This window comes from Mesorhizobium sp. P3_A8 (assembly GCF_056402995.1).
Map to the genome: position 1 here is coordinate 335,959 of NZ_JBFUGI010000008.1, position 13,073 is coordinate 349,031.

At 63.9% G+C, this 13,073-nt stretch carries 13 protein-coding genes and 1 riboswitch; of the genes, 5 read left to right on the forward strand and 8 right to left on the reverse strand.

What is annotated here, in order from left to right; translation table 11 throughout:
• Positions 1-169: 169 nt before the first annotated feature.
• The 5 genes from sucD to AC1DX4_RS21000 all read right to left on the reverse strand — a co-directional run bounded on the left by sucD (position 170) and on the right by AC1DX4_RS21000 (position 5,221).
• Positions 170-1,069 (reverse strand): succinate--CoA ligase subunit alpha, encoded by a 900-nt coding sequence (sucD, locus tag AC1DX4_RS20980; RefSeq protein WP_477222099.1) that lies wholly within the window; start codon positions 1,067-1,069, stop codon positions 170-172.
• Between the two features lie 14 nt (positions 1,070-1,083).
• Complete coding sequence (locus tag AC1DX4_RS20985; protein WP_027044920.1) at positions 1,084-2,268, reverse strand: malate--CoA ligase subunit beta; 1,185 nt, start codon at positions 2,266-2,268, stop codon at positions 1,084-1,086.
• Positions 2,269-2,286: 18 nt separating this feature from the next.
• Entirely contained in the window at positions 2,287-3,249 is a 963-nt protein-coding gene (locus tag AC1DX4_RS20990) for an HpcH/HpaI aldolase/citrate lyase family protein (protein ID WP_477222100.1), read from the reverse strand.
• An 11-nt stretch (positions 3,250-3,260) separates the two neighbouring features.
• Complete coding sequence (locus AC1DX4_RS20995) at positions 3,261-4,451, reverse strand: aminotransferase class V-fold PLP-dependent enzyme (RefSeq protein WP_477222101.1); 1,191 nt, start codon at positions 4,449-4,451, stop codon at positions 3,261-3,263.
• Between the two features lie 149 nt (positions 4,452-4,600).
• Positions 4,601-5,221: a LuxR C-terminal-related transcriptional regulator gene (locus AC1DX4_RS21000; protein WP_477222115.1), complete on the reverse strand. Its 621-nt coding sequence runs from the start codon at positions 5,219-5,221 to the stop codon at positions 4,601-4,603.
• A gap of 417 nt (positions 5,222-5,638) precedes the next feature.
• On the opposite strand from AC1DX4_RS21000, the gene mgtE reads away from it, so the two are divergent.
• On the forward strand, positions 5,639-7,051 hold the full coding sequence (mgtE, locus tag AC1DX4_RS21005; protein ID WP_477222102.1) for a magnesium transporter: 1,413 nt from the start codon (positions 5,639-5,641) through the stop codon (positions 7,049-7,051).
• Between the two features lie 149 nt (positions 7,052-7,200).
• Positions 7,201-7,587, forward strand: coding sequence for a MerR family transcriptional regulator (locus AC1DX4_RS21010; protein ID WP_006203215.1), 387 nt, complete (start codon positions 7,201-7,203; stop codon positions 7,585-7,587).
• Positions 7,588-7,593: 6 nt separating this feature from the next.
• Here the strand turns inward: AC1DX4_RS21010 and AC1DX4_RS21015 are convergent, their stop codons facing one another.
• A complete protein-coding gene (locus tag AC1DX4_RS21015) occupies positions 7,594-8,070 on the reverse strand; it encodes a methyltransferase family protein (RefSeq protein ID WP_477222103.1) in 477 nt (158 codons plus the stop codon).
• Positions 8,067-9,065: a heparan-alpha-glucosaminide N-acetyltransferase gene (locus AC1DX4_RS21020; RefSeq protein WP_477222104.1), complete on the reverse strand. Its 999-nt coding sequence runs from the start codon at positions 9,063-9,065 to the stop codon at positions 8,067-8,069. The genes AC1DX4_RS21015 and AC1DX4_RS21020 overlap by 4 nt, the downstream gene beginning before the upstream one ends.
• A gap of 198 nt (positions 9,066-9,263) precedes the next feature.
• On the opposite strand from AC1DX4_RS21020, the gene AC1DX4_RS21025 reads away from it, so the two are divergent.
• A complete protein-coding gene (locus AC1DX4_RS21025; protein ID WP_477222105.1) occupies positions 9,264-10,463 on the forward strand; it encodes an MFS transporter in 1,200 nt (399 codons plus the stop codon).
• Between the two features lie 4 nt (positions 10,464-10,467).
• Here the strand turns inward: AC1DX4_RS21025 and AC1DX4_RS21030 are convergent, their stop codons facing one another.
• The gene (locus AC1DX4_RS21030; RefSeq protein WP_477222116.1) at positions 10,468-11,637 is read right to left on the reverse strand and encodes an aromatic ring-hydroxylating oxygenase subunit alpha; all 1,170 of its coding nucleotides are present in this window, start codon (positions 11,635-11,637) and stop codon (positions 10,468-10,470) included.
• A gap of 158 nt (positions 11,638-11,795) precedes the next feature.
• Positions 11,796-11,993, forward strand: a riboswitch (cobalamin riboswitch).
• 33 nt (positions 11,994-12,026) lie between these two features.
• Here AC1DX4_RS21030 and AC1DX4_RS21035 point away from each other — a divergent pair.
• A complete protein-coding gene (locus AC1DX4_RS21035) occupies positions 12,027-12,206 on the forward strand; it encodes a CbtB domain-containing protein (protein ID WP_027029535.1) in 180 nt (59 codons plus the stop codon).
• 15 nt (positions 12,207-12,221) lie between these two features.
• Positions 12,222-13,031 (forward strand): CbtA family protein, encoded by an 810-nt coding sequence (locus AC1DX4_RS21040; RefSeq protein ID WP_477222106.1) that lies wholly within the window; start codon positions 12,222-12,224, stop codon positions 13,029-13,031.
• Positions 13,032-13,073 lie beyond the last annotated feature (42 nt).

Sequence of the window (13,073 nt, forward strand, 5' to 3'; positions counted from 1 at the left end):
GCCCGACCTAAGGGCTGGGCCGAACCGGCTTCTGCCAGGCCATCGAAAGCTGGCGGACTTCTATCGTGGCGTGGGCTGCTCGACTATTTGGAAGAGACCGCTGGGCGGCGCATTCAGATTGCGCCGCCTCGTGGTTGGCAACGGCCCTCAGGCCGCCTGTTCGTGAAGGTTACGCCGCCTTCTTCATCCGCGACAACGTATCGGCAACCACCTCACCAAACGACGACGGCGTCGGCACGATGATCACCCCGGCCTCTTTCAGGATTTCGACCTTTTCCTGCGCCGACTCGCCGAAGGCCGAGATGATGGCGCCGGCGTGGCCCATGCGGCGGCCTTTCGGGGCGGAGAGGCCGGCAATGTAGGCGATCAGCGGCTTGCGCATGTTGTCGCGGGCCCAGATCGCGGCTTCGGCTTCCTGCGGTCCGCCGATCTCGCCGATCATCACCACGGCGTCGGTGTCGTCGTCGTGCTCGAACAGCTTCAGCATGTCCTTGAAGGACGAGCCGTTGATCGGATCGCCGCCGATGCCGACGCTGGTCGACACGCCGATGCCGAGCGACTTCATCTGTGATGCCGCCTCGTAGCCCAGCGTGCCGGAGCGGCCGACAATGCCGACGCGGCCAGGGAGATAGATGCTGCCCGGCATGATGCCCATCAGCGCCTGTCCCGGCGTGATGACGCCGGCGCAGTTCGGGCCTATCAGCCGCATGCGGTCTTCGTAGCGGTAGCGCAGCATGTAGCGCTTGACCTGCATCATGTCCTGCGACGGGATACCGTCGGTGATGCAGACGCAGAGCTTTATCCCGGCGTCCGCCGCCTCCATGATCGAATCGGCGGCGAAGGGCGGCGGTACGAAGACGATGCTGGCTTCGGCGCGGGTCTCGCGCACCGCGCCCTTGACCGTGTTGAAGACCGGCAGGCCGAGATGCGTCTGGCCGCCCTTGCCGGGGGTGACGCCGCCGACCAGCTTGGTGCCGTAGCGTTTCATGTCCTCGGCATGGAAGCTGCCGATCTTGCCGGTAAAACCCTGGACGATGACGCGGGTGCTGCGGTTGAGCAGGATTGCCATTTTCTCGACCTCCCTCAGGCTGCTTTTTTCTTGGTGGCCGCGCGCCAGGCGGCGACGGCTTTTTCGGCTGCTTCGGCCAGCGTGTCGGCGACGATCACCGCCTCGCCGGAATCGGCCAGGATGCGGCGACCTTCCTCGGCCTTGGTGCCGGAGAGCCGCACCACCAGCGGTACGTTGACGCCGACCTCGCGTATCGCCTTGATGACGCCCTCGGCGACCCAGTCGCAGCGGTTGATGCCGGCGAAGATGTTGACCAGGATGGTCTCGACATTCTTGTCGCCAAGCACGGCGCGAAAGGATTTCGCCACCCGCTCGGGCGAGGCGCCGCCGCCGATGTCGAGGAAATTGGCCGGCTCGCCGCCGGCGATCTTGATCATGTCCATGGTCGCCATGGCCAGCCCGGCGCCGTTGATGATGCAGCCGATATTGCCGTCCAAGCCGACATAGGAGAGGCCGCGGTCGCTGGCGAAGGTTTCGCGCGGGTCTTCCTGGCTCTTGTCGCGCAGCTCGGAGATTTCAGGCCGGCGAAACAGCGCGTTCTCGTCGAACGACATCTTGGCGTCGAGCGCGATCAGGTTGCCGTCGCGCGTCACCACGAGCGGATTGATCTCCAGCATCGAGGCGTCGTAATCGCGGAACACTTGGTAGCAGCTGAAGATGGTCTCGGTCGCCTTGCCGATCAGATTGTGGTCGAGGCCGAGCCCAAAGGCGATCTCGCGCGCCTGAAAACGCTGCATGCCGACGCCGGGGTCGACCGATGTGCGCAGGATGGAATCGGGGGCCTTCTCGACGATGTCCTCGATTTCCATGCCACCGGCGGCCGACGCCACGATCATGACGCGCTCTTCCTTGCGGTCGAGCACGAAGCCGACATAGAGCTCCTGCGCGATGTCCACGGCTTCCTCGAGATAGAGCCTGGAGATCAGCTTGCCGCGCGGGCCGGTCTGCTGGGTCACCAGCTTGCGGCCGAGCATCGCTTCGGCAGCACTCGAGATCTCCTCGTCATTGGCGCACAGTTTTATGCCGCCGGCCTTGCCGCGGGCGCCGGAATGAACCTGCGCCTTCAGCACCCATTTGCCGCCGCCGATCTCGCGTGCCCGATACGTTGCCTGCTCGGGGCTATAGGCCAGCCCGCCGCGCGGCACGTGCACGCCGTGGCGCGCGAGCAGTTCCTTGGCCTGATATTCGTGGATGTCCATTTTGTCCTCCCTGAACGGTCAGTGCGTGGCGACGCGGGCGTGACTGGCCCGTTCGATTGCCTCGTTGACCACCAAAACATTGCGCGCCATGCGTTCCGATGCGGCGTCGATCATCTTGCCGTCGAGGGCCGCTGCCCCCTTGCCCTGCGCCTCGGCCTCCTTGAGCACCTCAAGAATGCGCCTGGCGCGGGTGACCTCTTTTTCCGGCGGCGAGAAGACCTCGTTGGCGAGCGCGATCTGCGAGGGGTGGATCGCCCACTTGCCTTCGATGCCGAGTGCGGCGGCGCGCCTGGCGCCGGCGATGTAGCCTTCTGGGTCGGAGAAATCGCCGAACGGCCCGTCAATGGCGCGCAGGCCGTAGGCGCGGCAGGCGACGGTCATCCGCGACAACGCGAAATGCCATTGGTCGCCGGGGTAATCGGGGTTGAGGCCGCCAATGTTGACGGTGCGCGCCTTGCAGCTTGCCGCATAGTCGGCAACGCCGAAATGCATGGCCTCCAGCCGGCCTGGCGTGGCGGCAATCGCCTCGACATTGGCCATGCCGAGCGCGGTCTCGATCAGCGCTTCGAGGCCGACACGGGTCTTGAAGCCCTTGGCCATCTCGATCTGGTTGACCATGGCCTCGACCATATAGAGATCGGCCGGCACACCGACCTTAGGCACCAGGATAGTGTCCAGCCGGTCGCCGGCCTGCTCCATGACATCGACCACGTCGCGGTACATGTAATGGGTGTCCAGCCCATTGATGCGCACCGAGACGGTCTTGCCCTTGGCGCGCCAGTCGATGTCGTTGAGCGCCTGGATGATGTTCTTGCGGGCGCGCTCCTTATCGGGCGGCGCGACCGCGTCCTCGATGTCGAGGAAGACGAAGTCGGCGGCGCTGTTCGCCGCCTTGTCGATCATTTCCGGGCTGGAGCCGGGAACGGCCAGTTCGCTGCGCTGCAGCCGCAATTTCCTGAGATGGTTGATGGTGTGGCTCATCGTCGGCTCCCTCAGGCGGCTTTGGCGACCGGCACCGCGGCCGAGGCGCGAAAATGCTGAATGGCAGCGCCGACGCCGGAGCCCGGCGCCAGCCTGACGCCGCAATCGAGCAGCGCCATTTCGGCCGCCGACAGCGAGGCGAGCACCATCACCTCGTTCAGCCAGCCGAGATGGCCGATGCGGAAGACCTTGCCGAACACCTTGTTGAGGCCGCCACCGAGCGACGTCTGGTAGGTGCCGTAGGCGCGCTTGACGACGTCGCCGCTGTCGATGCCTTCCGGCACTAGGATGGCGCTGACGGTGTCGGAGTGCCATTTCGGCGCCCTGGCGCAGAGTTTCAGGCCCCAGGCGTCGACCGCCTTGCGCACGCCTTCGGCCAGGCGATGGTGACGGGCGAAGATGTTGTCCAGCCCTTCGTCGGTGATCAGGTCGAGCGAGGCGCGCAGGCCGCGCAGCAGCTGCGTCGCCGGCGTATAGGGGAAATAGCCGGCATCGTTGGCGCGGATCATGTCCTCGAAGGAGAAGAAGCAGCGCCGGTGGGTGGCGGTCCTCGAAGCGACAAGCGCCTTTTTGCTGACCGAGAGGAAACCGAGGCCGGCGGGCAGCATAAAACCCTTCTGCGAGCCGCTGACGGCGCAGTCGACGCCCCATTCTTCCTGGCGGAAGTCGATCGAGCCGATCGACGACACGCCGTCGACGAAGAGCAGGGCAGGGTGGTTTGCGTCATCGAGTGCGGCGCGGCAGCCGGCGACGTCGCTGGTCACGCCGGTCGCGGTCTCGTTCTGCGTGCAGAAGACGGCCTTGATGCGGTGCGTCTTGTCCGCCTTCAGCCGCTCGGCATAAAGCTCGAGCGGGACGCCGGTTCCCCATTCGCAGTCGATGACATCGACCTCGAAGCCGAGGCGCTCGGCCATGTCGACCCACAGATGCGAGAACTGGCCGAATCGCGACATCAGCACGCGGTCGCCGGGGCTGAGCACATTAGTCATCGCCGCTTCCCAGGCGCCGGTGCCGGAGGATGGGTAGATGAAGACGCGGCCGGTCTCGTTCTTGAAGACCCGTTTGATGTCCTCGAACAGCGGCAGAGTTAGATCGGGGAAGGATGCGGCGCGCATGTCCTCCATCGGCAGGTTCATCGCCTGCCGGACCTGTTCGGGAATGTTGGTCGGCCCGGGAATGAAAAGATGGGTGAAACCGGCCATGATGCGAACTCCTCCTGATCCAGCAAAGCGGTGATGGGGAGTTTCGTTTCGACGGCTAATGCCGGCAACACCTCAGCGGGTAAGATCTCGCCGCGCGCGGGTGGGTTCGGACTACCCGGTAAGCCTACCCGGCTGGGTACAAGCCTGGCCTACCCGAAAGGCTGCTTCTGGGTGCGCCGCTCGCGCGAATAGAGCGCAACGGCCATCGCCCGGTTGCGGACGTCGAGCTTGTCGTAGAGATTCTTGAGGTGGTACTTCACCGTGTTCTCGGAAATGCCGGTCCGCGTCGCGATCTGCAGATTGGTCCAGCCATCGGAAAGCACCGCGAGCAGCTCGCGCTCGCGCACCGTGAGCTGCGCCAGCGGCGTGTCGTTGACCTTGTTGATGTCGATATAGGGGATGCAGATGCGGCCATGCGCGACGGCCAGGATCGTGTCGAAGATGATGGCTGGATCGTCGAACTGGAAACAGTAGCCCTGGGCGCCGAGCCGCACGCATTGCTTCAGGATGCCGATGTCGTGGTCGTTGGAAAAGACGGTGATGCGCACATCGAGCTTGCGGCTCTGGACCTCCGCCAGCACGTCAGCGCCGTCCATGTCGGAGAGCTTCCAGCCGATGATGGCGACGTCGAACCCGCCCTTGTCAGCCAGTTCCAGGAATTGCTTGCCGCTCTGCACGGTGCTCAGCAATTCGAAGCGGCCGTCGCATTCGAGCATTTCGCGCAGTGCCGATATGACGAACGGATTGCGCTCGGCGACGACAATGCGCATGCGCCGGTCGCCGATTGCCTTGCTCGTTTTCCCGGGCTTGCTGTTCAAGGGCCGTTTTTGTCCTGGGTGCCGCAACTCTGAGGCCCAGGTTTCAGGCCTGGACCGGTATCATGACAATTCTGCCCCAATCGCGCTGGGGTGCTCTTTCCCCAGCGACATCGGCTGTCGCGCCGTCTGAAGCTGGGTTCGCTGGTTTTTGATGGGATTGGCATTGCCAGGTCAGGCATCCGCGATACGCTCACCGAGTGGCGTGGAATAGGCGTTTCGTTTGATATTCCGTGCCTTAGAGCGATAAGTTCTCAAATCGAATCGCGTCTGCACGCGAGATGCATCGGATTTCCACGAAACCGGTTTCCGCTTTAAGGTCCGATGCTCTAGACCTGAGATGCAATTTTTCCGGGATGGCGGGAGGCGCTGGTGGAGGACAAGCAGACGACCTCCGCCAGGGCGGCTGAGGACGCCCACGCCGACATCTATGGCGAGGACGGTGCGGTCCTTTCGTCCTTCCTTGCCCAGATCGGGGCTGCGATCGCCGACCGCGATACGTCGGCCCTCAAGCATGAAGTCGACGACCTGCACCAGTCGGAACTCGGCGATCTGCTCGAGGCGCTGCATCCCGAACAGCGTCGCGCCCTGGTCGAACTTCTAGGCACCGATTTCGACTTTTCCGCGCTGACCGAGGTCGACGAGGCGATCCGCCGCGACATCGTCGACAGCCTGCCCAACGCGCAGATCGCCCAGGGTATGCAAGACCTTGATTCCGACGATGCCGTCTACATTCTCGAAGACCTCGAAAAGGAAGACCAGGACGAAATCCTGTCGCAGCTGCCGTTCACCGAACGGATCAGACTGCGCCGCTCGCTCGACTATCCCGAAGAGACCGCCGGGCGGCGCATGCAGACCGAGTTTGTCGCGGTGCCGCCGTTCTGGACCATCGGCCAGACCATCGACTATATGCGCGAGGACAAGAACCTGCCTGAGCGCTTCAGCCAGATTTTTGTCATCGACCCGACTTTCAAGCTGCTCGGCGCGATCGACCTCGACCAGATCCTGCGAACCAAGCGCACGGTCAAGGTCGGCGAGGTCATGCACGAGACGCGCCATCTCATTCCGGCCACCATGGACCAGGAAGAGGCCGCGCGGGAGTTCGAGCAGTATGATCTTCTGTCGGCCGCCGTCGTCGATGAGAACGAGCGGCTGGTCGGCGTGCTGACCATCGACGATGTCGTCGACGTCATCCAGCAGGAGGCGGAAGAGGATCTGCTGCGCATGGGCGGCGTCGGCGACGAAGAGCTTTCCGACAGCATTTTTTCGACCTCGCGCTCGCGCGTTCCCTGGCTGCTGATCAATCTCTTGACGGCATTCCTGGCGGCGTCGGTGATCAGCCTGTTTGACCGCACGATCGAGCATATCGTGGCGCTTGCCGTGCTGATGCCGATCGTCGCCGGCATGGGCGGTAATGCCGGCTCGCAGACCATGACCGTCACCGTGCGGGCGCTGGCGACCAGGGATCTCGACATCTACAATGCGGGCCGCATCATCCGCCGCGAAATGGGCGTTGGCTTCATCAATGGCATCATCTTCGCCATCCTGATCGGCATCGTCGCGGCGGCCTGGTTTCGCGATCCGAATCTGGGTGGCATCATCGCGGCGGCGATGATTATCAACATGTTCGTCGCCGCACTTGCCGGCATCCTGATCCCGCTGCTGCTCGACCGGTTCAAGATCGATCCGGCGGTGGCTTCGGCGGTATTCGTCACGACGGTCACCGATGTCGTCGGCTTCTTCGCCTTCCTCGGCCTTGCCACCTGGTGGTTCGCCGTGCCGTGAAGGCAAGCGCCCTCAATTGACTTTTACGTAAATGCCGTGCGAGGCTCGCGCGGGGTGCTGCATCGATTCCGGCGTGGCAAGGGTTTGGTTCGGGACAGAAGGCGACGCCGCATGGCGATCGCCAGGGGTTTCGGCGTGCGGGAGTGGCAATGCGGGAATATTATTCGATCACTGAGCTGACCCGCGAATTCGACGTGTCGACGCGGACGTTGCGCTTCTATGAGGACGAGGGGCTGGTGCAGCCGGTACGGCGCGGCCGCACACGGCTGTTTCGCCCGTCCGACCGCCATCTCATCCGGCAGATCATGCGCGGCAAAAGGCTCGGCTTCTCGATCAACGAAATCCGCGAAATCATCCAGATGTACAAGGAGCCGCCCGGCGAGGTCGGTCAACTCAAGCTGATGATCAAGCGCATCGAGGAAAAGCGCGAGGATTTGAGACAAAAGCGCCGCGATCTCGAAGAGACGCTGGCCGAACTCGACCAGGCCGAAGAGTCCTGCGTGGAGCGGCTGGTGGAGCTTGGCGTCAACACGTAGCGCTGGTCAAATCCAGCGCCGCACGCGTTTGGCGTAATCCCGGTATTTCTTGCCGAACTTCGCCGCCAGCACCTTTTCCTCACCTTCGATGGCGACCTTCTGCGTGGCGAAGGCGGCGATGAACGCCAGCGGCAGGAACCAGACAATCCCCGAGACAAAGGCGACGCCGATCAACATCAGCGTGTTGGCCAGATACATCGGGTTGCGGGTGATGCCGAAGGGGCCTGTGGTGACGAGGTGTTCGGGTACCGCGTTGGGGTTGAGCGTGGTCTTGGCCCGCATCATGCTGCGGATGGCGGTGAACCAGAGTGCGGCGACGCCCAACAGCGCCACCCAGCCGGCGGCGAACAGCAGGTCGCCCAGCAGGTCGCCGATCCAGGGCAGGGGATAGAGCATGCCGAGGATGATGCTGATGGCGATCGCCGCGCAGTAGATCACCGGCGGCCATGGGATCCCCCCGGGCTTCGGTTGAGTTTCGGTCATTGCGTTCCTCCCTCGTCCATCTTGTCTTCGGTCTGGGCCGTGCAACTGGCGGCCAGATCGCCCAGATGCGCCCGGAATTCCGCACTCTGGTCGTTGTTCTCGAGCCGATCAAGCGTGGCCTCGCCCTCGATCGTCGTCAGCATGCAGCCGCAATAGCTGGAACAGAAGGTTGCGTTGCGCGTCTGTTCGCACGAGCGCTGGCAGGTTTTCAGGAAATTGACCTGTGGGGTTTCGACCTGGGCCGGCATGACCTGCGAAAACAGCCAGACGCAGCCGATCAGCAGCGGCTGGTGGATCAGGTAGAAGGCGAGGCTATGGCGGCCGATGAAGAGCAGCGGATTGGCCCAGCGGCCGGGCACCAGGCTTGCCAGCCGCGCTTGTATACCGGACGCGGATGCGAGTTTCGCCACGCCGATGCCGACAAGCACCGCGCCGAACCACGGGAACAGCGGCACATAATCGTTGGAGCGTGGATTGATCGCCGACAGGCCGATCCACCACAGCCAGGGGTGATCCAGGGCCTCGAAGCGCAGGTAGACGGGTGCCGCGATGACGATCGCGGCAACGACAAGCGTCAGCAGGGCCGGCAGCCGCAGGAAGGCGAGGCCAAGCAGGCTGGCGAGCGCGATCTCGTGCAGGATGCCGAAGAAGATGAATCCATCCGGCGTCGCGATGCGGGTGACCACCGAAATGGCGATCGCCGCCCCGGCAACCATGGCGAAACGCTTCCAAAAGCCGTTCCAGCGGATTTGCCGGCCGTGCGCTAGGTAGAGGCTGACGCCGACCAGGAACAGGAAGGTCGACGCGATGCAGCGTGCGTAGATCTTCCACCAGCCGAAGGCGGTGAGGCCTGGGTCGGTGTAGCCGAAGAATTCCAGATCCCAGGTGAAATGGTAGCTCGCCATGGCCAGCAGCGCGATGCCGCGCACGATGTCGATGGCGACGATGCGCCTGGATGGTTCCGGAACGGGTGCGGTCGGCGTGTCGATGGTCATGGTCTCGCGATCTGATTCAGCCCCGCCTGAGGACTATCACGGTTGGGCGGGGCAAAAGAAGACCGCGGCCCAAGCCTTAGGCCAGAGCCGGGAAGCCTTTGACCGGTTTCGCTTTTTGCCGGTTATGCGTCGGTTTCCTCTTAATCGCCCGGGAATGACCACGGCAGATTTGAGCGGTGATTCTGCTTTGGGGAAGCAATGTCGACCCATGTGCGCCATCCGATCTGGCTCCCCGCTCTCAAGGCCGCGGATGCGCGCACCTTCGCCTCGCTCTATGCGGTCGAATCCTTCGCCCGCGCCACGGTGTCGAGCGTCATCCCGATCCAGGCCTACGAAATCCTCCACAACGAGCAGATCGTCTCGATTCTCTACACCATCGTGGCGCTGCTCGGCCTGTCGGTGACCTTGTTCATGCCGATGCTGATCCGCCGTTTTGCCCGGCGCTGGGTCTACACGGCCGGCGCCTGCCTGCTCGCCATCGGCTCGCTGTTTTTCGTCACCCATACGCTGGCCGGGCAATTGGCCGGCATGCTGTGCCGCGTCATGGGTGCCAGCGCGCTTTCGATCACGCTCAACCTCTACATCATGGACCACATCCGCAAGACCGACTTCATGCAGGCCGAATCGCTGCGCATGGCGTGGTCGATGTTCGCCTGGACCGGTGGGCCGACGCTCGGCATCTTCCTCTACACACGCTTCGGCATCTATGCAGCTCATGGCGCGGTGGCGGTGTTCGCGTTTGCCCTGCTGGCGCTGTTCTGGACCTATCGGCTGGGCGACAACCAGTCGATCCGGCCCGGCAAGACCCGGCCGGCCAACCCGCTCGCCAATATCGGCCGCTTCATCGCGCAGCCGAGGCTCAGGCTCGCCTGGCTGATCGCCTTCGGCCGCTCCTGCTTCTGGTCGACATTCTTCGTCTACGGACCGCTGTTCATGGTGATCACCGGCGAGGGCGAACTGGCCGGTGGCCTGCTGGTTTCGGCCGGCAATGCGCTGCTGTTCATGGCGATCTTCTGGGGCAAGGCGGGAAAACGCTTCGGCGGCCGCAAGACCATGACCTTTGCCTATTTCGCCATGTCGGCGATGCTGCTGGCTGCGGGCACGGTGGGAGCGACCGCGCCGTTGCTCACCGGCGCTTTCCTGCTTGGTGGCGCGTTCTTTACCATCGCGCTTGATGCACTGGGCTCGACCGCCTTCATGCGCTCGGTGCGCTCCTATGAGCGGGCGCAGATGGCGGCGGTCTACCGCACCTATCTCGACTTTTCCGAACTGACGCCGCCACTGGTCTATTCCGTGGTGCTGATCTTTTTCGGACTGGGATCGGTGTTCGTCACGCTCAGCCTGCTGGCGGCGGTTTGCGGCTTTGTCACCTGGCGGTATCTGCCGAAGTCTTTGTGAAGGATCACGGCGAAAGCGCTGCGTGGCGCTCGCGCACCCAGTTGTGGAAACGGTGCAGGTCGTATTCCTCGGGCATGAGCACGCCGGCTTCGTGGCGCATCGAGCGCAGGCCCCTCTGGTTGACCTCGCAGATCGCCGCATCCTCTTCCAGCACCTGTGTGCCGAAGGCAACGATGTTGTCGATGTCGGTCGCGGCCAGCGCGTCGGGCGCGAACAGCCATTCGGCGACAAGCTCCGTCTGTTCGGGGCCGAGCGGCACCAGGCGCACGGTCCTGACATAATCGACATGACCGACGATGAACATCGAGGGCAGGCTGGTGGCGTAGGTCTGGCCGGCGGCACGTTCGGCTTGCGTCAACCCCGGGAAGACCGGCCCATGCGCCTGGCCATCGCGCGACCATGTCTCAGCGCCGGCGCGCAGGCCGCCAGAAAACTCCGGCGCGTCATTGTCGGCGTGGCGGGACCATTCGGGATCGTCGTGCCGGCTCATCAGGCCGCGGCCATAGATCGGCACCAGCCGCGACAGGTCCTTGTGCACCCCCGGACAGTGCAGGCACTCGTTGAAGTTTTCCCAAAAAATCTTCCAGTTGCAGTTCATCACCTTGCGCAGCACATGGCCCGAGACCAGCGTTTCCAACGGCCAGTTGCCGAGATTGCCGGAGGCGGGATCAAAGGATGCCTGCGCCGAGCCGGCGGCATCCTCCTGCAGATTGATGAACACGAAGCCGCGCCACACCGACAGCGCGACGCGATAGAGCGGGTGGTCGGCCTTGTCGAAGCCGGCCGGTAGCGATTTCGACGGCACGCGCACGAGGTCGCCGCGCAGCGAATAGGACCAGGCATGATAGGGGCAAGTGATCAGCCGTGCCTTCAGCCGGCCCTCGCTCTCCTGGCAAAGCTGCGAGCCGCGATGCCGGCAGGTGTTGTGGAAGGCGCGCAGCTCGCCGGTGTCGTCGCGCAGCACGAGGATGTCCTGCGTGCCGATGCGGAATCGGCGGAAGGCCAGCGGCTGGGCCAGATCGGCCTCGCGACAGACGAGCAGCCAGTTTTTGTACCAGATGGCATCAAGGTCCCGTTGATAGGCTGCCGCATCCCAATAGGCCGATGAGGGCAGCGTCGGTTCGGCCCGGGTCAGGCCGTTATAGGGATCGCGCTCGCTGGCATTGGGCTGCATAGCTGGGGGCTGCATCGCTGGCTTCCTGTGAGGACGCCAGCCGACACCCGGCCAGCATGATTGTCAATTGTCGTGCCCAGGACCACTGGACTTGTCGGCATGGCGCAATCGCGCTGATTGCCGGCGGAATTTGGTTTGCCGCGTGTCGTGATTTTCCCTATAGTCATACAGTCGTCGGTTCCGTTTTGGAGCCAAGAGGGAATGCGGTGCGGGCTCGTTTGTTGCCCAATGCCGTGGCTGCCCCCGCAACTGTGTGCGGTAGTCCTCTCCATATGCCACTGAAGATTCGTCTTCGGGAAGGTGGAGAAGGGCGCTGATCCGCGAGCCAGGAGACCTGCCGGCGACGGCAAAACTGACAGGCCCTCGGGTGGAGGGTGAAAGGACAAGATATGACTACTGCTTCCGTCTCCCTCGGCGCCTCCGTCTCCTCGCAGTCGCGCTTCATGCAGCTGGCACTTGCCGCGCTGCTCGGCACCTTCATCATCGGCTTTGTCGGCTTCTCGCATATCGATGCGGTCCACAATGCCGGTCATGACAACCGCCATTCGATGGCGTTTCCCTGCCACTGACGAGGATCTGACATCATGAATCTGTTTCGCAACGTCGTGTTCATCGCGGCGATCGCAGGGCTCGTGGCCGGCGTCGTCCTCGCCTGCATGCAGGCCTATGCCACCGTGCCGCTGATCCTCAAGGCGGAAGTCTACGAACAGGCCGAAGGCGGCCATAAGCATGAACACGCCGCGGCGCCGACTGATGCCGCCAGCGGCAACGCAATGAGCTCTGCCGCTCCTGCGGCATCGAACGCCATGAGCACTGCCGCGCCGGCACCGGCCGAGGCTGCCGCTCCGGCCGAAGACGAGGGCTGGGCGCCGGCCGACGGCTTCGAGCGCTTTGCCTTCAACGTCGTGTCCAATGTCGTCACCGGCATCGGCTTCGCGCTGATCCTGGTCGCGGTTTCGGAATTCGCCGGCGGCATCGGCAATTGGCGCCAGGGCGTGTTCTGGGGTCTGGCCGGCTTTGCCGTGTTCACACTGGCGCCTGGCCTCGGCCTGCCGCCGGAACTGCCGGCCATGCCGGCGGCCGACCTCACGCAGCGCCAGATATGGTGGGTGGCAACCGTGATAGCGACCGCCATCGGGCTCGGCCTGATCGCCTTCCGCAAGTCGCTGCCGCTGGCCATCCTTGGCGTAGCGCTGATCGTCGCTCCGCACATTGTCGGCGCGCCGCAGCCCGACAGCTTCGAAACACCGATCCCGGAAGGCCTGCACCACCAGTTCGTGGTGGCGGTGACGGTGACCAATCTGGTGTTCTGGCTGGTGCTTGGCGCTGTCGTCGGCGTGGTGCGCGGACGCTTCACCGGCACCGCGACCAGCCTGCGCGACAGCTTTGCCTGATCGCAGCAAGCTGACCTTCATCATCGGCGGTGCGCGCTCGGG